This window comes from Pseudomonas sp. DWP3-1-3b3 (assembly GCF_049896305.1).
Lineage (GTDB): Bacteria > Pseudomonadota > Gammaproteobacteria > Pseudomonadales > Pseudomonadaceae > Aquipseudomonas > Aquipseudomonas azotoformans_A.
Genome location: NZ_JAFCUA010000002.1, coordinates 481657 through 501224 on the forward strand (window position 1 = coordinate 481657; position 19568 = coordinate 501224).

14 protein-coding genes are annotated in these 19568 nt (G+C 63.8%); 3 read left to right on the forward strand and 11 right to left on the reverse strand.

Features of this window, described 5'->3' with window-relative positions; all coding sequences use genetic code 11:
- Positions 1 to 62: 62 nt before the first annotated feature.
- Genes ACP7BX_RS08650 through tagH form a run of 11 tightly spaced genes read right to left on the reverse strand, consistent with a single transcriptional unit; the run spans position 63 to position 15988 of the window.
- The gene (locus ACP7BX_RS08650; protein ID WP_426127082.1) at positions 63 to 1772 is read right to left on the reverse strand and encodes a formylglycine-generating enzyme family protein; all 1710 of its coding nucleotides are present in this window, start codon (positions 1770 to 1772) and stop codon (positions 63 to 65) included.
- The gene (locus ACP7BX_RS08655; protein WP_426127080.1) at positions 1765 to 2949 is read right to left on the reverse strand and encodes an ABC transporter permease; all 1185 of its coding nucleotides are present in this window, start codon (positions 2947 to 2949) and stop codon (positions 1765 to 1767) included. Before ACP7BX_RS08655 ends, ACP7BX_RS08650 begins: the two co-directional genes overlap by 8 nt.
- A complete protein-coding gene (locus tag ACP7BX_RS08660) occupies positions 2949 to 3653 on the reverse strand; it encodes an ABC transporter ATP-binding protein (protein WP_038843498.1) in 705 nt (234 codons plus the stop codon). Before ACP7BX_RS08660 ends, ACP7BX_RS08655 begins: the two co-directional genes overlap by 1 nt.
- Positions 3653 to 6613 carry a serine/threonine-protein kinase gene (locus tag ACP7BX_RS08665; protein WP_426127077.1) on the reverse strand — a complete coding sequence of 987 codons (2961 nt, stop codon included), beginning with the start codon at positions 6611 to 6613 and terminating at the stop codon, positions 3653 to 3655. The genes ACP7BX_RS08660 and ACP7BX_RS08665 overlap by 1 nt, the downstream gene beginning before the upstream one ends.
- Positions 6610 to 7329, reverse strand: a complete 720-nt coding sequence (locus ACP7BX_RS08670; protein ID WP_028618488.1) for a PP2C family protein-serine/threonine phosphatase — start codon at positions 7327 to 7329, stop codon at positions 6610 to 6612. Before ACP7BX_RS08670 ends, ACP7BX_RS08665 begins: the two co-directional genes overlap by 4 nt.
- Positions 7330 to 7983, reverse strand: coding sequence for a type VI secretion system-associated protein TagF (tagF, locus tag ACP7BX_RS08675; protein ID WP_426127075.1), 654 nt, complete (start codon positions 7981 to 7983; stop codon positions 7330 to 7332).
- Positions 7980 to 11480, reverse strand: coding sequence for a type VI secretion system membrane subunit TssM (gene tssM / locus ACP7BX_RS08680; RefSeq protein WP_426127073.1), 3501 nt, complete (start codon positions 11478 to 11480; stop codon positions 7980 to 7982). The genes tagF and tssM overlap by 4 nt, the downstream gene beginning before the upstream one ends.
- Entirely contained in the window at positions 11477 to 12766 is a 1290-nt protein-coding gene (locus ACP7BX_RS08685) for a DotU family type VI secretion system protein (RefSeq protein WP_314526967.1), read from the reverse strand. Before ACP7BX_RS08685 ends, tssM begins: the two co-directional genes overlap by 4 nt.
- Before the next feature lie 6 nt (positions 12767 to 12772).
- Complete coding sequence (gene tssK / locus ACP7BX_RS08690) at positions 12773 to 14107, reverse strand: type VI secretion system baseplate subunit TssK (RefSeq protein WP_038843489.1); 1335 nt, start codon at positions 14105 to 14107, stop codon at positions 12773 to 12775.
- 18 nt (positions 14108 to 14125) lie between these two features.
- Entirely contained in the window at positions 14126 to 14635 is a 510-nt protein-coding gene (tssJ, locus tag ACP7BX_RS08695; protein WP_426127070.1) for a type VI secretion system lipoprotein TssJ, read from the reverse strand.
- 57 nt (positions 14636 to 14692) lie between these two features.
- Complete coding sequence (tagH, locus tag ACP7BX_RS08700) at positions 14693 to 15988, reverse strand: type VI secretion system-associated FHA domain protein TagH (RefSeq protein ID WP_426127068.1); 1296 nt, start codon at positions 15986 to 15988, stop codon at positions 14693 to 14695.
- A gap of 394 nt (positions 15989 to 16382) precedes the next feature.
- On the opposite strand from tagH, the gene tssA reads away from it, so the two are divergent.
- The 3 genes from tssA to tssC are packed head-to-tail and all read left to right on the forward strand — an operon-like array spanning position 16383 to position 19462.
- Positions 16383 to 17402: a type VI secretion system protein TssA gene (tssA, locus tag ACP7BX_RS08705; protein WP_314526974.1), complete on the forward strand. Its 1020-nt coding sequence runs from the start codon at positions 16383 to 16385 to the stop codon at positions 17400 to 17402.
- Between the two features lie 54 nt (positions 17403 to 17456).
- Positions 17457 to 17963 (forward strand): type VI secretion system contractile sheath small subunit, encoded by a 507-nt coding sequence (gene tssB / locus ACP7BX_RS08710; RefSeq protein WP_010207547.1) that lies wholly within the window; start codon positions 17457 to 17459, stop codon positions 17961 to 17963.
- A 2-nt stretch (positions 17964 to 17965) separates the two neighbouring features.
- On the forward strand, positions 17966 to 19462 hold the full coding sequence (gene tssC / locus ACP7BX_RS08715) for a type VI secretion system contractile sheath large subunit (protein WP_010207548.1): 1497 nt from the start codon (positions 17966 to 17968) through the stop codon (positions 19460 to 19462).
- The last annotated feature ends 106 nt before the right edge of the window (positions 19463 to 19568 follow it).

A 19568-nucleotide genomic window follows, 5' to 3' on the forward strand; every position in this document is an offset into this window, starting at 1 on the left:
GACTTGCCCAGCACGGCCCACCGCCGCCTGAGTCCCTTCCAAGCTCGCCATACAGCCAGCGCTCATCGCTGACCGCTCGCTGCGAGCAATTCCTTCAAGATCGTTGCCGGGTCGGCCCGCTGTTGCTTGCGGTAATTGCCGACATGGCGAACGAACAGTGTTGCGCGCGTCACCAGGCTCTTGCCGAGCACTGGCTTGCGATCCAACTCTTCCTTGATCCGTTGAAACTGCGCCTGGATCACCGCATCGGTGTAACGCGTGCCGGTGGCCAGGTTGTCGATATAGATCGCCACCGCGCCATCGAGGGCGCTGCGACCATTGGCAATCGCCATGTCGAACAGCTGCGCGCTGGCCTCGTCCTTGTTATCCAGGGACTGTTGGCGGCTCTTCTGCAGGTTGGCCAGGCGGATGTTGTAGTTGGCGATGGTCTCGGCCACCAACGCGGCCGACTGGATCAGGTTGCCCGCCGCCTCTTCGCGTTGCTGGGCGATCAGCGAGACGTTGCGCTTGAGCTCTTCGTTGACCAGCCCCAGCTCGGCTTGCAGCTTGGGGTCGGCGCTGGCGGCGATGATGCTGTCCAGGCGTTTGGTCGGGTCCTGGGCGTCGTCGATGGCATCGGTGAGCGCGGCCAGGCGACCTTCTTTCTGCCACTGGGCGAACAGCTCCTTGTAGCGCGAGCGCGGCGCCGACAATGCGCCAATCGCCACGCGGAATCCGGTGGTCTCGTTGCTTTGCTCGGTGCCGTCAGCGGCGAACAGCGGGTACTCGCGGCGCATGCCGGTGAACAGCGTGCCCTCGCCTTCCAGGTAGTTGCCACCCTTGACCACAAAGCCGCCGTAGGTGCCCTGGCGACGCCCGGCGTGCACCAGTTGGAAGGATTCCTGGACCATTTCCGCCGCGTTGCCGATCACGTCGAACAGACCGATTGGGTTAGGCAATTTGGTGCCGATGGGCATCAGGCGCGCGGCCTGGCCGGTGCCGCCGGCGACTTGGTTGAACACGGCGTAATCGCCGAGCGGGCCGTCGCTGTCGCTGCCTTCAGTGCGGCGCGGGAACAGGCGCCCTTCCAGGTCCTGGCGGCTGACGGCATGACCGCCGCGCGCGGCGAACTCCCACTCCACTTCGGTGGGCAGGCGCACAAAACCGAGGCCGCCGTCGTCCGCCGAAGAGCCGCGACCACTGACCGGCAGCAACTCACGGTGGTATTTCATCAACCAGGCGCTGTACACCGCCGAGAAACGCTCGGCCTCAAAGCGCGACAGCTTTACCTTGGGCAAGCGCCCGGCCATGCCAGTGGGCGCATCGCACGCCGGTGCCGGTTCGCCGCTGGCCAGGGACTGCGCCTGGGACATCACCTGGGCGTACTGGCGTGCGGTCACTTCGTACTTGCCGATGAAGTAGAGCATGGGCTTGAGCGGGGTCTTGGCGTCGGTCTTCGGCATCAAGGGCGCGATGACTTTGTTCCAGTCTTTGGGCAGGTCCTTGAGGGTGAACTGGCCATTGATGAAGTCGCGGCGGTAGCCGGAAATGAATGACTGCTGATAGCCCGCCTCGCCTTCGGCAAAGGGGTAGCCGAGGCTGATCTCGCGGTCATCCAGGGTGCCCTGGGCCAGCACGTAGGCGTAGCGGAACACCATGTTGCCTTCGCACGGCAGCGGCAGGCTGACGTCGCCTTCCAGTGGCTTGGGGTTATCGAGTTTGTCACTCGCTTCATCGGCCCAGGCCATGGAGGCCAAGGTCAGCGCCACACAGGCGCCCAGTAACTTATACATCTCTGATTCCTTCAGAAGCCTGGATCCGCGCCACTCGCCAACCGCCACAGGCCGCCGCCACGGCGCTGACGCCCATGACTGCGGCAAGGGCCAGGCCGTAATGACGCGCCAACAGGTGACTGGCGTGTTCGCCCGGCACCTGCACAAATAACCTGTTCAATGCCGCCTCGGCCACGCCATACAGGCCGGCACTGAGGACGGCGGCGAAACCTGCGCTGTACAGCGCCTGCACCACCACAAACAACAACAGCCCACCGGTGGAAAACCCCAACAGGCGCAACACCGACAATTCCCGACGCTTGCGCGCCACGGCGGCCAACGCCCCTGCAAAGATCGCTGCAAACCCTCCCGCCAACGCCAACCCGCAGATCACCCAGAACACGATCGACAGGTTGCGGCTCAACGACTGCACCTGCGCGATGGTCTGCGCCTGGGTCGACACCAGCAGGTTCTGCCCGGCGAAAAACACCCGCAGCGGCTCCACATCAGTGAGGTTGCGCGCATACAGGCGGAATGCCGGGTACACGCGTTGTTCACTCACACCGACCGCGTCACCCTCCCAGCCCAAGGCCGGTACTGCACGGCCATCACGGTAATCTTCTGCGGCCTCCAGCAATTTCAAATCGGCAAACAGCCCGTCACGGGCAAAAGCTTCCAGCGGCAATACCGCCAGCACCTGCAAGCGCGTGCGCTGGGCCTCGAAGCGCCCTGCTACTTGCCGCGCAAAACTGGCTTCCAGCCAATCCCCCGGCCGCGCCGCCAGCTTCTCGGCGGCGGTGTGGCTCAGCACGATCTGGTCCAGGCCCTTGGGCACCGGCAGATCCGCCAGCAAGGGATCACCCCAAGCGCTCGGCAGCATTTCCAGGGCCAAGGCGCCCACCTGCGCGGTCGCCGCAATTTGTCGCGTGCGCGGCAATGCAAACGCCACATCGCTGCGCTGGCCGAGTTGCTCGATAAAGGCGCTGCTGAATCGACCACCACCCAACGGAATAATTTCACGGGTGGCGGGGTCGGTCTGCAAACGTTCGGTCAAACTGCTAACCAGTCCAAATTTCAGGCCGAATAACACCAGCAATGGTGCAATGACGGCGACCAGCGCCAGCACCGAACAGGCCGACAACCAGGCATCGTTGCGATAGTCCTGCCAGGCCAGCGACGCCACCAGACCCATGCGCATCAGCACACCTCCCCGAGGGTCGCGGTGACGCCACCGTCGGTGTCGCGACGGCAACTGATGCGCCGCACCTGCAAGCCGCTGGCGCGGGCCAGGGGCTCGTCATGGGTGGCGATCACACAGGCGGCACGGTGTTCGCGCGCCTGGGCCAGCAGCGCCTGCATCACGCGCTCGGCATTCAAGGGGTCGAGGGACGCCGTCGGCTCGTCCGCCAGCACCAGTTGCGGCGCATGGGCCAAGGCGCGGGCACAGCTGACGCGCTGGCGTTGACCCACCGAGAGCGCCGCCGGCTTCTTGGCCAACTGGTCGCTGATCTCCAATTGCTCGGCCAGACGCGCCACGCTGCCATCGTCCTTCAAGCCCAGCAGTTGCCGGGACAAGGCGATATTGCCGCGCACATCAAGAAACCCCAGCAAGCCGCCGGTTTGCAGCACATAGCCCAGATGCTGGCTACGCAGCGCGGCCAGCGTGGATTGCTGATCGGTGCGCCACAACCCGGCAATGTCCTGCTGATGAAATTCAAACTGCCCGACCTGATCCGGCGCCAATACCAACGCCAGCAGATCCAACAAGGTGCTCTTGCCGCTACCGCTGGGCCCGACAATCGCCAATTGCTCACCCGCACGCAGCGTCAGCGCCGGAATCACCAGACTGTAGCGCTGGCTGCCGACGCCCCGGCTCTTGTGCACCGCGTTCAGGTTCAGCATTACGGCAAGGTCGACAACGGCACGCGGTACAACGCATCGCCCGGCTCGGCATCGCCGAAACGGACCCAGTTGGCCAGGTCATTGTGGAAGGTTTCGTAGAGGCGGATCTTCGAGTCCAGCTCGTCGATGAAGTCTTCCTGCTCGGCCACGCTCAACGACAACCACAGGTCCTGGGTCATGTTCAGCGACTTGCTGCGGTACGGTAGGCCTTCCAGGTATTCGCCGAGGATGCCGCCGTCGGCCAGGTTGCCGCCCTTGCGCAGGGCCTGTGGGTCGCGGCTCATATAGGCGGAGGCGCTGGCGATTTCCTGGAAGAAATCCTTGGGTGAAGTCTGGGTTTTGCGCGCTGCATCGACGATCAGTTTCAGCGACTGCTGCAGGTCATTGAGCTGCAACTTGGTCAGCATCACGCACACCTGGAACGCCGGCAGCGCCGGGTTGGTCAGGTCACGGTCGGCGGTCCAGGCGCTAACCAGTTGCGGCGCCTGGCTTGCGGTTTTACGCCCGAGGAAATCCATGTGCATGGCATAACCGACGGCAGCGGACTTATCCGCCAGACTCGGTGCGCTGTTCAGCAACGGCACCGGCTGTGGCGTGTTGCTGCGCACTTGATGCACGAGGTTGGCGAACACCGTACCGATCTCATCCACACGTTCACCGAGTTTGCGCACATCGCCACCGGGCACCGCCGTGTACAGGTCACCGATCTGCGGGTTGGCGTCGGCGGTAAGGATGCGGTACTGGCTCTCGGCACCGGCATGGGTTTTCTTACCGGCGTCGGTGCGCAGGTGCAGGGCGTAGATCTTGATCTGCTTGCCCAGCGCAGCCTGGCGCACCTCGGCTTCGTTCATCTGAGTGGCGGCGAACGGATCATTCTTGCGCAGCGCGCCGGCATCGGTGACCAGCAGGATGATGCGCCCGCCATAGCCCGACCAATCCATGCCGTCCACCGCCTGCATCACCCCGGCGAACGCATCTTCGTTGAACGAATGGCTGGACACGGTGGACGCCTTGACCTGCCGCGCCATGTCGAGGAAACGTTGCGGGTCGCGGCCTTGGTCGAGGGTGATCAGGGTCTTGGCGACGTATTCCAAGCCAGGGGTTTTCTTGATGCTGCTGCGAAAGCCGACCATGCCGAAGCTCACGCTGTCCAACTCGCCACGCTCGCCGATGCGGGTTTGCAGTTCGTGCACCACGTCGCGGATCTGGTCGATATAGGGCTGCATGGAAACGGTGGTATCGACCACCAGCACCACCGCCGTGCGAAAGGCGTCGGCATTGGCCTTGATCACCGGCGTCGAGGGCTTGGCGGCCGCGCTGCTGCCGGGATCGATGGAGGCCACATTGAGCAACTGCACCGGCTGGCCGTTTTCGTCGAAGGTCTCTTTGGAGTCGAAGATCGGCAGCAGGTAGAACTGGTTTTGCGGCACCGCACTGGCGGTCGGTTCCAGGGCCAGGATCTGGCTGTTGTCCTCACTGTTTTTCTGCGCCTTGGCCAGTACGCCTTTGGCGGCGGCCGGGTCAGCCAGCAGTTTTTCCACTTCAGCGGATTGGCGCAGGAACATCACCGGCGCCCGACCCGAACGCTCGGTGAACTTCAAGACCAGGCTCTGCTTCCAGTCGCTGACCTGGGACGCAGGCAACCAACCATCACTGCGGCCATCGGTGGCGGCGCCGACGCGCACCCAGGGGCTGCCGTCAACGTCTTTGCGCTGGTAGACGTAAAGCACGGAAAACGCCGGCAAGGCCTTGCCCGGCGCACTGCCGGCGTCGGTTGAAAGCTTGGCGCCGGGTTTGCTGAGGACGCGCTGGAACAGGGTTTTCTTGCCCGCCATCAGCAACGGACGCTGGCCGCCATCCACTTCTGCCACAGGCGGCGCCACTGGCGGCACAACCACCGCAGCCGGGGGTTTGGCCACCGGTTCATCGCTGCCGCTCAACCACCAATAACTGGCACCGCCAATCGCCAACGCAACCGCCACCGCAACCGCGGCGAGTGCCAACACCGGCCCACGGCGCTGCTCGCTGTGCTGGGTCGGCGGCACCACCGGTTGGCGCACCGGCTGGGGTTTCTCGGTGGGGATCTCGATGGATTCCGGAGTGATACCCGCCAGATCAAAATTCATCGGGATCGGCAACGGCCGCACCAACGTAGCCTCTGGTGACTCAGACGGCAGGTTATCCAACGCCCGCAACAACGCCGCCGCATCCGCGAAGCGCTCCGCCGGATCCTTGGCCAACAGCTTGCGCAGCACCTCCTGATACCGGCCGTGGTGCACCGGCAATTCGGGCAGCGGTTCAGTCAGGTGTGCGAGCGCCGTGGAGAGCGCATCGGTGCCGGTATAAGGCAGCTTGCCGACGAGAATCTCGTACAGCACCACGCCCAGCGCATACAGGTCGGCGCGACCATCAATCTCCTGGCCCCGCGCCTGCTCTGGGCTCATGTAGCTCGGTGTGCCTACGGCAAACCCGGCCTGGGTGAACTGGGTGCGATCATCCAGCGACTTGGCGATACCGAAGTCCGACAGCACCGCCGTGCCGTCGGCGCGGAACAGAATGTTCGCCGGTTTCACATCGCGGTGCACCAGGCCCTGGGCATGGGCATAGCCCAGCGCCGAGGCGATCTGGCGGATCAGCGTCACGCCCTGCTCCGGCGTCATGCCGGCGGCGATGCGCTCCTTGAGCGTGCCGTTGGGCAGGTATTCCATGGCCATGTAATACAGCTCACCGACATTGCCGATGTCATGGATGGTCACCGTGTGCGGGTGCGACAAGCGCGCCAGGGTCTTGCCCTCACGCAGGAAGCGCTCGCAAAAACTCGGGTCAGCCGCCAATGCCGCCGCCATCACCTTCAACGCCACCTTGCGCTCCAGGGAGCGCTGGGTCGCCAGGTACACGCTGGCCATCGCGCCTTCGCCGATCTCGCCTTCGATGTCATAACCGGGAATGACGATGTTCATGCCGATACCTTCACAACGATGGCGGTGATGTTGTCCGGCGCACCTCGGTTGAGCCCCAGGTGCACCAGGCTGCGCACGATTTCATCCGGCGTGTCGTGGCCGAGGACTTCGCGGATCTCATGGTCTTCGACGGTCTTGTTCAGGCCATCGCTGCACAGCAAATAGCTATCGCCGGGGGCGATCAGCAGGTCGACCACCGCCAGTTCCAAGTGCGCTTCCACGCCAATCGCTCGGGTGACGATATTGGCGCGTGGATGGGTGCGGGCGTCGGCTTCGCTGAGCAGGCCGCTGTCTTGCAGGTCTTGCACGTAGCTGTGGTCGCGGGAGATGCCTTCGAGTACACCGTCGCGCAGGCGGTACAAGCGGCTGTCGCCAGCCCACAGGCAAACACCGCGCAGGCCACGGGCGGCCAACAGCACCACGGTGCTGCCCATCATGGTCACGCCACGGTGGGCGGTTTCTTCGCGCACGGCGGCGTTGATGCGCAGCAGGTCGTTGCGCAGCGCCGCCGTGTATTCATCCAGCGAGCGTCCCACCGGCACGCTGCGCAGGCTGTCGACGATCAGGCTGCTCACATAGTCCCCCGCCGCATGCCCGCCCATGCCGTCGGCCACCACCCACAGGCGGTTTTCCGGCAGGTCCAGGCAGGCGTCTTCGTTGACCTGGCGAACCATGCCCACGTGGCTTTTGCTCGCGGATTTGTACGTCGACCCCATCTACACCACACCTTCTTGTCCGAGCAAAAACTGCGCAAAATCGCCGGCGGCAGGCAGGCCCTGACACCGCAACAAACCAGGGGAAATCGTCTGCGAGCCACGGCCCCACCACAGGCTCGCGCCTTCGCAGGCCTGTTCGGCCAGGGCGTTGATGCGCCCGTGAGGCACGGTGGCGGCCACCCGTTGCAGGCCGGCGAAACGGCCACCCACCGCGCGCGGCTCGCTCGCCGGAAAGCCCAGGCTGTCGAGGCCGTCATTAAAACTTTCGAAGGTGGCACCGGCATCCAGGGTGCTGAGCAGCAACGCTTCGGCCTGCTCGAACCAGGTGTCCGGCCCACCGACCAGGGACGCAGGATTGGTGTCGTGGTCGAGCAAGGTCACCACCGCCAGAGGGAAGTAACGCCCGACCCGGTCGATGCTCGGCATCACCACTCCTGCCGCCGCGTCCGGCCCGCACACCCCCGGCGCCAGCACAAAGCGCCACAACGGGCTGACCAGGTAGGTGTTGAGCCAATCGCCGCCGAGGCTGTTCTGACTGGCGAGCAGACCCGCCGCCAACCAGCTGTCCCACGGGCCAATGAAACTCTGGGGCAACGCGCGGCTGACGAAGTCGCCACGGCTGGCCAACTTGCCGTAGAAACCCAAGGTCGTCATAGCCGCTCCGGCAGGCTGAAGCCACTGAGTACGCGGCTCTTGAACGGGTTGAACGCGCTGTTGGCGCGCAACTCGTAGGCGATGCTCGCACCGTCCACGCGCAGGCGCAGGTTGAAGCGGTCCGGCGAGTTTCCGGCGGTGAGGTCCGACTGCTCCAGCAAGCGGAACCAGGCCCACGGCCCGTCCAGGGTCACGCCGGAACGGCCACTGGCGGCGGGTGGCATGATGGAGATGCGCACCACGCCAATGCTGCCGGGGTTTGGCCATTGCATCGCCACCGGGCGACTGGGGCCGTGGTCGTAGCTCAGTTGCTGACCGTCCAGGTCCAGCAGGAACTGGGTGATGGTCGGGTCCATCGACACCGGTTTGAGTTCGAAACGCACGATGGGCTGAGTGCCTCCCGAGCGGAAGAACGCATCGCGGATCGTCGCTGCGCGCTGGAAGGTTTGCAGCACGCCCGGTGCAATCCCCAGCTTCTGCGCCGCGCCCGGCTGCCAGCGCCAGGTCTGCGCGGACGTGTCCACGTAAGGCTGCAGGTACTTGCGGAAGTAGTTGTCCATCACCCCGCCCACGCCGAAGAACTGGCCGAAGTCATCCAGGGTCGCGTCCCGCGCACTGCCTGGCGACATCGGGTAGCGGCCGGCCAGGGACTGGCGATACACGTTGACCACTTCACTGGCCCAGGCCGCGTTCAGTTGAGTGCGCACCCCGCCCATCATGCTGTTGGTGGTGGAATTGACCACCGACTTGACCATGCCCTGCACCAGCGGCGGCTGGCGTTCGGCATTCAGGCTGACCCGCGTGGCCGCAGCCGCCGCCTGGTTCTTCGCCTCGCCGAGCAAGGCATCACCGCTGGCGCCAACCATGGCGCTGACCTGCACATACAGCGCGTTCATGTCGGTAAGCAGGCCATCGATGGCCGCCGGTTCGCCTTCGTTCTTGCTGACGATGCGGTTGAGTTCGGCAAAGTGCGCGGTCGCCGGATCATCCGCCGCAGCAGGTGCATTGGCGCTCGGTTGCTCCTGGCCAAGCAGGCTGCCCAGGCGCTCCTTGAGTTTGTCGACGCCACCTTCCACCGGCACGCCTTTAGCGGCCAATTGGCGCTCTTCGGCTTGCAGATCGGTTTCCTTGGCCACCGCCACCAGCAGTTTTTTCAGCGGGGAAGCAGGGCCGGATATCACCCGCAATACGTCGGCCGCCTGGGCCACGCTGGTGATCGGCACAAAGTCGATATCCGCCAGCAAGGCGTCCCACTGGCGCTGGTAATCCTGGAAATACAGGCGGCGTACGTCGGCGGCCAGGCTCACCACATTCTGCTGGTCGGCCTGTTCATGGCCCAGCACCCATTGCTCTTCGGCCAGGGTGCCGGTCTGGTTCAGGCTGCTCAGCAAAAACGCTTGGCGATAACCCTTGGCGGTGAAGAACCCACTCAACGGCTCGCCCAGCGGCTTGCCACTTTTGCGGCTGAACACCAGCGCCGCATCACGGCCGGCGGCTTCGTTGAGGCGGAAGTCCGGGATGCCTTCAGGCAGTTTCTGGCGCTTGACCCGGTCATACACGCGCTGGGCCACCGGCAGCTGTTGCAGCTGACGACGCAGGTCGTCGATCAGTCGTGGATCCAGGCGCGCATTGGGCGGATGACGTTCGAACAACGACTGCAAGTGCCCGGCCAGTGCCTGGCGTTGATCGGCCGGCAGGTCGCGCGGCAGGTTGCGGTCCCAGTCGAGGGCGATCCAGGCCTTGATGAAGTCCGGGTCGTAATGCTCGGCATCGGCGAGCATCAGGTAGGCCTTGAGGCCTTCGTAGAGGAAGTCGGAATTGCCGCCGCCGTGCAGTTGCTCTTCGATGCGCGTCACCAGGCGTGGCGCGAACACGGCGATCAACAGCTTGCGGTAGACACTGGCGGACTCGGCTTCAAGCATGTCGCCCTGGTACAACCCCAGGCCTTCGGACCAGCTCGGCGAGTCGCCGGCCAGGTTCTTCACCGCGTTGAGCAATGGCAATACCGCGAGGATGTCACGCTGCGCCGGGCTCAGGTTCTGCACGGTCTGGCCCAGCGGTGCAACCTTCTGGTCGACCTGAGCGATATACGCCTGGTTGGCGCGGTAACTCACCCACCACAAACCGCTGACCACCACGACAGCCGCCACGGTGGCGGCCAGCACGCCGCGTGCAATCCACTTGCGTCGGCGCTCGACCTTGGGGTTCACCCCAACCAAGCCGCGCTCGGCAAACGCCACGGCGGTGAAGAGTTTTTCGATGAAGTAACTGCGCCCTGTGCCGCTCTGGCGCGCCAGGTGCTGGCGGTCCAGATTCATGCTCTGGGCCATCGCACCGATCAGGCGGTCGATCGGGCTGCCTTCCTGGGTGCCGCTGGTGAAATACACACCGCGCAACAGCACGCGTTCTTCAAAGGCATTGGGCTTGAACACACCTTCGAGGAAGCTTTGCAGGCAATCCTTCAATGCGCCGAACTGCTGCGGGAAGCCGTAGATCAGGTCGCGGCGTGCCGGGTCGCGTTCCTGTTGCAGGCGTTCGACCAGACGTTCGTTGAGGCGCTGTTCCAGCCCGGCGAATTCGCTTTGCAGGTGCGCCAACGGGCTGTCGCTGTTTTTACCGTCGTCCAGGGCAAAGGTCATGCCCCAGACCTGGGCGCGTTCTTCCTTGCTCAGATTGTCGAAAAACTCCATGAAGCCCGGCACCAAATCGAGCTTGGTCAGCATCAGGTAGATCGGGAAACGCACGCCCAACTGGGTGTACAGCTCCTGGATACGCAGGCGGATGGCGGCGGCATGGGCGGCGCGCTCGGCGTCGGTGCCGAGCAACAGGTCCGACAGGCTGATGGCGATGAAGGCGCCATCGATTGGGCGGCGCGAGCGCTGCTTTTTCAGCAGGTCGAGGAAGCCCAGCCAGGCGGCTTTATCCACCGTGGAGTTGCTGTCCTGGGTGGTGTAGCGGCCGGCGGTGTCGAGCAACACCGCCTGATCGGTAAACCACCAGTCGCAATTGCGCGTGCCGCCAACACCCCGCACGGCACCGGCGCCCAACTGCGCGGCCAGCGGGAAGTGCAGGCCGGAGTTGACCAGCGCCGTGGTCTTGCCCGAGCCCGGCGGGCCGATGATCACGTACCACGGCAGCTCGTAGAGGTTGCGACGTTCGTCACCGCCCAGCTTGGCCTTTTTCAGCAGCGCCAGGGCCTCGTCCATGCGCTGGCGCAGGGTGGTGAGTTCTTCGGCGGTGGCGACGCTGTTCGGGTCTGCCGGGGTTTCGGCGGCCAGGCTGCGCATCACTTCGGCGGCCTGGCGCCGCGCCTGGATGATGCGGAACACGCGGTAGGCCATCCACACCGCGAACACCAGGATAATCAGCGCCCAGCGGCGCCCTTCCGGCACCAGCACGTCGAGCAACGGCCCGACAAACCAGATGATCAGGCTCAGGGCGATCAGGCCCAGCACGGGAATCACCCAGCGAATCATGAAACTGAAAAACGCCTTCACTCGACGCCCTCCGCCAATACGGTGATTTCAACCCGACGATTGCGGGCGCGGCCTTCTGCGGTGGCGTTGGTCGCCACCGGCTCGGTGTCGCTGCGCCCTTCTGCGCTGAAGCGATCCGCCTGACCGGTCTTGGCCGCGAGGATGTCCAGCACCGACTTGGCCCGCGCCTCGGACAGCGCCCAGTTGGACGGGAAACGCAGCGTGGCAATCGGGCGGTTGTCGCTGTGCCCGGTCACGCGCACCTGGCCTTTGACTTTGCGGATGGCGTCGGCGATGCGCAGCATCAGCGGTTGGTAATCATCGACAATGCTGGAGCTGGCGGACGCAAACAGCTCGTCGCCACGGATGGTCACCACCGAACGGTCGACCGCATCTTCCACGGCAACGCGCCCGGCCTTGATGTCTTCCACCAGGAAACCGGCCAGGCGTGGACGCTCGATGACTTTGGGTTGTGCCACCGGGCGGTCGATGGCCTGCACCGGGATTTCGCCCAACGCGTGAATGTTCTTGAACACCGGCTCGGCATCCGACGCCAGCTTCATGCGCAAACCAAACAGCAGCGCCAGCAGCAACGCCAGGCCGATGGCCACGGCGATCCACGGCGGCATGAATTGCGCCAGGCGATCCCGCGCCACGGTCACGCCGCGCCAGTGTGGCGACAGTTCACGTTCGTGTTCGCCACGGGCGCTGCGAATGGCGGCGGCCGTGCGCTCGCGCAGGGTTTCCAACTGGCTGCGACCGTCATTCATCACGCGATAGCGGCCTTCGAAACCCAGGCACATGCACAGGTACAACAGCTCCAGCAGGTACAGGCGTTCCCGTGGGCTTTGCAGGCAGTGGTCGAGCAACTGAAAGACTTTTTCGCCGCCCCAGGCTTCGTTGTGCACGGTGATCAACAGGCTTTGCTTGCCCCAATCACTGGTGCTGCCCCAAGGCGTGCTCAACACCGCTTCATCCAGCGCAGTGCACAGCGCGTAACGGGCCAGCAGTACTTCGTTGCGGGCGATGCCGGCCGCTTCGGCGCGCTCTTCAAACTGACGCAGATACGCCAGCAACTGCGCGCGCAGGCTGGCCGGCGCTGGGTGGGCAATGGTGTTACGCAGGCGCGTCAGCAGGGCCAACAACGGGCCGGCGGCGCTTTCCAGCGGGTTGAGGCCCTGGCTCTTGCCGGTGAGCATCGGCGCGGCTGGCATGGCCAACGGCGAAGGTTCGGCACGCGCAGGTTCCGGCGCCCGGCCCCCCGGACGCGGCATGAACTGGGTGCGGTCATCATCATTGGGATGCATCGCGGATTATCCTCGGATCGCCCAGAAGGCCAGGTTCAAGCCCGGGAACTGCCCGGCGATGTGGAAGGCAAAACCACCGGAGTTGCCCAGCTGTTGCCAGGCCTCGCTGCCGCGATCCAGCTCGTAGTAGGTGGAACCTGCGTGGTACGGCAATTGGCGCGGCGCCACGGGCAGAGGCAACAGGGTGATGCCCGGCAGTTGCAGGTTGACCAGGTCGCGGATGTGTTCCACCGAACCGACTTTGCTCTGCTGGCCGAAGCGCGCGCGCAGGGTTTCGCCGGGAACATCGGCACGCACCACGAGGATGAAGCTGGCGTTGTCGAGCAGGGTCTTGTCGGCCAGCATCGCCACGTGGACGCCGTAGGCTTTCTCGACAATCGGGATCGGCGTGGCCTTGCTGTCGATCAGCATCGACAGCGCTTCACGCAGGGCGGCCATCACCGGCGCAAAGCTCAGCGCCAGGTCGTCGTGCTGGTACTGCGGGTATTCCTGGGGACGCCGGCCCGAGGTCGAGAAGGTCGAGAACTCACCGGCCAGGCTGACCAATTCGCTGAAGAAGCGTTCCGGGTGCAGCGGGCTCAGCTGGCTCAAATGCTGGATCAGCGGTTGGGCGCGGTTGACCAGTTGCAGCAGCATGAAATCGGCAATCTCCGACGCGCCACCGGCGCCCGAAGCGACCACGCGCCCCGCCAGGGCTTCGCCGCGCTGATGCAGCAGGCCAAGCAGCTCGCTGCGAAATGCCGTCAGCGGTTTGCTCGCCGCCACGTCCAGCACGGGCGGGATGTAGGTGTCGTCGATGACCAGCGCGCGGTCGGCGCGTTTTTCCTTGATGCGCACCAGGCCGATGGCGGCGTAATCGCTGATGCCGTCCTGGGCGGTCAGCAAGCGCAGGGCGCGGGCGCCGACGGCAACCGGGGCGCGGTTTTCGAAGGGTGCGTTGTCATCACGCACCTCGCGAACCTGGCTTACATAACGCGCCGCTTCCAGGGCTTCGCCTTCCTCCACGGTATCGCGGGCGCCGGCACGCTTGAGCGGCAGCGCCAGGTACACCAGGCCGTCGCGCAGGTTGTCATCGATGTTCAGCGGGCTCGGCGCCAGGTCGTCCTGGGGGATATTGAACGGTGTGCCGTCGGGCAACAGGCCACGCGCCGAGACAATCGCCAGCTTGCCCTGGGCCAGCAGGCCCTGGTCGATCAGCAGTTCGGAAAAGCCCCAGGCCCCGGCAGACAACGGGCGGCTGCGGGCATCGATCAGGTTTTCCAGGTAACGGTCATGCTGCTGGAAGTGCTGCGTTCCGATGAACATGCCTTCCGACCAGACCACGCGATTGTTCCAGGACATGGGGGCTCCGATTGCTTCTTATTGGGCAGGGCTGGATGGGGTGACCACGACGTCGGCGCGCACGGCACGCACATCGAGGCTGATCTGGTATTCGGTGTATTGGCGCGCGGGCACGTTGATCACCGCGCGCCATTGCGCGCGGTCCAGCTCGCGATAGCCCACCAGCAAGCCGATCTGTCGTGTGGACGGGTCGAGGTCGCGCTGGATGCTCAGTTGCTCGCCGGGCTGCACCATCACTTCGTCCTGGTCCAGCAGGTCCAGGCCAAGGGTCGATTGGGCGCGGTCGGCCAGGGCGAAGTAATCGGAGCGGGCAAAGGTGGCGGCGTTTTTCAGCTCGAAGATGCGCACCCGCACCGGCGCGGCCTGGCCGTTGGCGCCGGGGTTGAGCCCGTTGATCGCATGAAAGTGCAGCTCGACGGCGGCCGTCTCCGCTTCGGCCTCAGCACTGGTTTCGGGTTTGGCGGCGTCTTTGGCACACGCCGTCAGCAGCAGCAAGGTGGCGGCTGCGAGTAAAAACCTGGGAATCATCCTGCGTCCTCAATGACGTACTTAGCTATCCGTTAATCCATGTATTGCGGCGCGGGTTTACCGACGCTGTCGTGCGCTGTGTTCTTCGTAGGCCCGGCTGAATTCACGGCCGAACAGGTCCTGGAAATCTTCCTGGGCCTCGCGGGAAATATTGCTGTAGAGCTCGGTGAACTGCTGCCAGTACTGGGCCTGGCGTGAGCCGTTGAAAAGACTCGAGAGCCCGCCGGGTTTGCCCATGCGCTCTTCCAGTTGCGCCGGTTCAAAGCGCGTGAGCAAGTGTTTGATCGCCGCTTCCACGCCGGCCATCACCGCCAGTTGGTGGGCGCGTAGATCGTTGAAACTGTCACGCACGGCGGCATCCGGCGCCATAAACGCCTGGTTACCGTGGCGCAGCAAAAGCAGTAACGCTTCGTCAGCATTCGGGGCGAATTTCAACGGATTGTTTTCGGCGGGTTGGATCATGGTCTGCTGCATGCGGAACTCGCCCTTGAGGCTGGCGCGGGCACGCAACACGTCGATCAGGCCTTCGACCATCAGGCGGTAGCTGCGACCGATGTTTTCCATCTGGGCCTCGGCCTGGGCTTTGTCCAGGCGCAGTTGATCGAGGCCGGCGCCGCGCAGGAAGGCTTGCAGCAGGTCGGGTTGCTGAGTGTCTGTCACAGACTCGACCGCAGGTGGCGGCGCAATGACCGGCGCGGGCGGTGGCGCGATGGGCGCGGGCGTGTCGCCAAACAGGTCCCAATCTTCGGGAATCACCGAGCCTGAAACCACGGGTTTCTCGACCGCAACCGGCGTCGGTGGCCGGAAGTCGTGTTGCTCGGAAGGTACATGGTCCGCCACGGTCGGCGGCGGTACAGCGGTGGGGCTGAGGAAGTCGAACAGGTCCGGCAGCGTGTCCATCGACGAAGCGCCCTGGAACTTCGGCGCGATCACCGGCACCGGCGTGGGCTTGTTCGCCACGGCGCCCATCAGCGCTTCAAAGCTGTTCGGTGAGTCGCCGGCAAACGGCTGGCTGTCGACGGCCTGCACGTTGAAGTCGATACGCGCCTGGATCTCGTAATCGCCGATGCGGATCAACTCGCCATCTTGCAACAGCTCGCTATTACCTCTACGCAAACGAATACCGGCGTTAACCAACTCCACTCCGTTTGTACTGTTATCCGTTAGATAATAACGGCCATCTTTGTATTGAATAACGCAATGTTGCGAGGAGACCAGGCGCTCTGGGTCAGGTAATACCCAGTCATTATCGGAACTGCGGCCAATAGCCATCGAGCCCTGATTGATGGACTTTTCGGAGCACTGCCCAGGGGTAATCTTGTGATAACTAGTGATAGTCAAACACAGCGACATCTTGCCTCCTTGCTGATACTTCGCGCGCGGTCGATTCCCAGGACAGCGCCTCCCGGGATATCGCCATCAGGTCGAGCAATCGACCGTCTAAAACCTGCCAATGCCAGCATGATCGCTGATCTTAACTGGCCTCTATGACAAAAATCCTGTCCCGGTGCGTCGTTCGACCCACCAGTCGCGCAGGTTGTTAAGCACCGCACATCTGTCACAGAGGGCGAATAGCTTACCTTGACAAGGCGTAAGTACTACACCAAAAATGCACAACTTCTTGAATACCAGTGATGGCACATTAGTGGCATCTTGCTTATATGACCAAGAAAACATGCAAAGTTCCTCGCGTAACTAATGCATGAATTGCCCGCCATCTAACGGGCTGATAGGGAGATCAAATTCAGTGGATGTGCCGTTGCTGCTCACCGCCGTTTCCGCGACTTCGCCGTGTGGCGAAGACATGGAATATGACGCGCAATTTCTGCAATTGGAGCGTGATGCCAAGGGCCAACCCGAGCGCAGCATGGGTGACTCCATCCTGCCCGCTGAACCGCCGGAATGGCGCAGCATCCAGCAGCAAAGCCTCGACTTGCTCGCGCGCAGCAAAGACCTGCGCATCACCCATTTCCTGCTGCAAAGCGCCCTCGCCCTCCAAGGCGTCGCTGGCCTGGCCGAAGCACTGACGCTGATCGACGCGTTGCTGCGCGATTACTGGGCCGACCTGCACCCGCGCCTGGATGCCGACGACGATAACGACCCCACCGTGCGCATCAACGCCCTCACCGGCCTGACCTGCGACACCAACATTCGCTTGCTGCGCGAAAGCATCCTCACACGCTCGCGCACCTTCGGGCCTGTGAGCCTGCGCGCGGCGCTCAACGCCAGTGGCCTGTTGAGCTTCCCCGACGAGCAACTCGGCGCCCAGCAGCTCAACGCCGCGTTCCTCGACAGCGACCCCGAGCACCTGCAAGCCACCCGCGACGCGCTGATGGCGGCGCGTGGGGCGTGTGAAGCCATCGAACGGCAGGTCAATGATCAGGTCGGTTCCGCCCAAGGCGTGGACCTCAGTGCCTTGAAGCAACCGCTCAAGCAAGCGCTGCAAATACTCAATCAAGCGGTGCCCGGCACCGACAGCAGCAGCGAACCCGAGGCCGTCAGTGACGACAATGCCCCCTCGGCCGACTTCGCCGCTGCGCCCGCTGCACCGCGCCCGGTGGGCGATATCGCCAGCCGCGACGACGTGCTGCGCAGCCTCGACAAGATCCTTGCGTACTACACCCGGTACGAGCCTTCGAGCCCGTTGCCGGTGCTGTTGAACCGGGCCAAGCATCTGGTGCACGCCGACTTCGCGGCCATCGTGCGCAATCTGATTCCCGACGGCATGTCCCAATTTGAAAACCTGCGCGGCCCGGACGGCGAGTAAGCCGCCCGACAGTGCAGTAACAACACCGTCGCTCAAGCGACCAGGAGCAGCAACGTGGCGAAGCAAAGTTCTCAGAAATTCATCGCGCGCAACCGCGCGCCTCGAGTGCAGATCGAGTACGACGTCGAGCTTTACGGCGCCGAGAAAAAGGTCCAGCTGCCCTTCGTGATGGGCGTGATGGCCGACCTCGCCGGCAAGCCCGCCGAGCCTCTGGCGCCGGTGGCCGACCGCAAGTTCCTTGAAGTGGACGTCGACAATTTCGACTCACGCCTCAAGGCCATGCAGCCGCGCGTGGCGTTCCACGTACCGAACGAGCTGACCGGCGAAGGCAACCTGAGCCTGGACATCACCTTCGAAAGCATGGACGACTTCAGCCCGGCCGCCGTGGCCCGCAAGGTCGACTCGCTGAACCAACTGCTCGAAGCCCGCACCCAGCTGGCCAACCTGCTGACCTACATGGACGGCAAGACCGGCGCTGAAGAAATCATCATGAAGGCGATCAAGGACCCGGCACTGCTCCAGGCACTTGCCAGCGCGCCGAAGCCTGCAGGGGATCAGTAATCATGACCGACAATACCGCCCGCGAAGGCAGCCAGATCCTGGGTGCCACCGAAGAAGCCAGCGAGTTCGCCAACCTGCTGCTGCAAGAGTTCAAGCCCAAGACCGAACGTGCCCGCGAAGCCGTGGAAACCGCCGTGCGCACCTTGGCCGAACAGGCTCTGGCGCAGACCGACCTGGTGTCCAATGACGCGATCAAGTCGATCGAATCGATCATCGCCGCCATCGACGCCAAGCTGACCGCCCAGGTCAACCAGATCATCCATCACCAGGATTTCCAGCAGCTGGAAAGCGCCTGGCGTGGCCTGCACTACCTGGTCAACAACACCGAGAGCGATGAGCAGCTGAAGATCCGCGTGCTCAACATCTCCAAGCCGGACCTGCACAAGACCCTGAAGAAATTCAAGGGCACGGCATGGGACCAGAGCCCGATCTTCAAGAAGATGTACGAAGAAGAATACGGCCAGTTCGGCGGCGAACCTTACGGCTGCCTGGTGGGCGACTACTACTTCGACCAGTCGCCACCGGACGTGGAATTGCTGGGCGAGCTGTCGAAAGTCTGCGCCGCCATGCACTCCCCGTTCATCGCTGCGGCCTCGCCGACCGTGATGGGCATGGGCTCGTGGCAAGAACTGTCGAACCCGCGCGACCTGACCAAGATCTTCACCACCCCGGAATACGCCGGCTGGCGTTCCCTGCGTGAATCGGAAGACTCGCGCTACATCGGCCTGACCATGCCGCGTTTCCTGGCACGCCTGCCGTACGGTGCCAAGACCGACCCGGTGGAAGCCTTCGCCTTCGAAGAAAACACCGACGGTGCCGACAGCTCCAAGTACACCTGGGCCAACGCCGCGTACGCGATGGCAGTGAACATCAACCGTTCGTTCAAACACTACGGCTGGTGCTCGCGCATCCGTGGCATCGAGTCTGGCGGTGAAGTGGAAAACCTGCCGGCGCACACCTTCCCGACCGATGACGGTGGCGTGGACATGAAGTGCCCGACCGAAATCGCCATCAGCGACCGCCGTGAAGCGGAGCTGGCGAAGAACGGTTTCATGCCGCTGTTGCACAAGAAAAACACTGACTTCGCTGCGTTCATTGGCGCCCAGTCGCTGCAGAAACCGGCCGAATACGATGACCCGGACGCCACCGCCAACGCCAACCTGGCCGCGCGCCTGCCATACCTGTTCGCCACCTGCCGTTTCGCCCACTACTTGAAGTGCATCGTGCGCGACAAGATCGGTTCCTTCAAAGAGAAGGACGAGATGCAGCGCTGGTTGCAGGACTGGATCCTCAACTACGTGGACGGTGACCCTGCGCACTCCACTGAAACCACCAAAGCCCAGCACCCATTGGCGGCTGCCGAAGTGATCGTGGAAGAAGTCGAAGGCAACCCGGGTTACTACAACTCCAAGTTCTACCTGCGCCCGCACTACCAGCTTGAAGGGCTGACCGTGTCGCTGCGCCTGGTATCGAAGCTGCCTTCGGCGAAATCCGCCTAAACCACGGATGAGCTAGCGCTTCTGTGGGAGCCGGGCTTGCCCGCGATGCAGGCACCGAGGTGTGTCAGTCACACCTCAGTGATGCTATCGCAGGCAAGCCAGCTCC

Excerpts from the sequence above, each read along its gene's own strand:
- tagH (WP_426127068.1), bottom strand. The coding sequence starts at position 15,988 with ATGTCGCTGTGTTTGACTATCACTAGTTATCACAAGATTACCCCTGGG.
- ACP7BX_RS08655 (WP_426127080.1), bottom strand. The coding sequence starts at position 2,949 with ATGCGCATGGGTCTGGTGGCGTCGCTGGCCTGGCAGGACTATCGCAAC.
- ACP7BX_RS08650 (WP_426127082.1), bottom strand. The coding sequence starts at position 1,772 with ATGTATAAGTTACTGGGCGCCTGTGTGGCGCTGACCTTGGCCTCCATG.
- tssK (WP_038843489.1), bottom strand. The coding sequence starts at position 14,107 with ATGTCCTGGAACAATCGCGTGGTCTGGTCGGAAGGCATGTTCATCGGA.
- ACP7BX_RS08670 (WP_028618488.1), bottom strand. The coding sequence starts at position 7,329 with ATGGGGTCGACGTACAAATCCGCGAGCAAAAGCCACGTGGGCATGGTT.
- ACP7BX_RS08685 (WP_314526967.1), bottom strand. The coding sequence starts at position 12,766 with ATGCATCCCAATGATGATGACCGCACCCAGTTCATGCCGCGTCCGGGG.
- tagF (WP_426127075.1), bottom strand. The coding sequence starts at position 7,983 with ATGACGACCTTGGGTTTCTACGGCAAGTTGGCCAGCCGTGGCGACTTC.
- tssJ (WP_426127070.1), bottom strand. The coding sequence starts at position 14,635 with ATGATTCCCAGGTTTTTACTCGCAGCCGCCACCTTGCTGCTGCTGACG.
- ACP7BX_RS08665 (WP_426127077.1), bottom strand. The coding sequence starts at position 6,613 with ATGAACATCGTCATTCCCGGTTATGACATCGAAGGCGAGATCGGCGAA.
- ACP7BX_RS08660 (WP_038843498.1), bottom strand. The coding sequence starts at position 3,653 with ATGCTGAACCTGAACGCGGTGCACAAGAGCCGGGGCGTCGGCAGCCAG.
- tssC (WP_010207548.1), top strand. The coding sequence starts at position 17,966 with ATGACCGACAATACCGCCCGCGAAGGCAGCCAGATCCTGGGTGCCACC.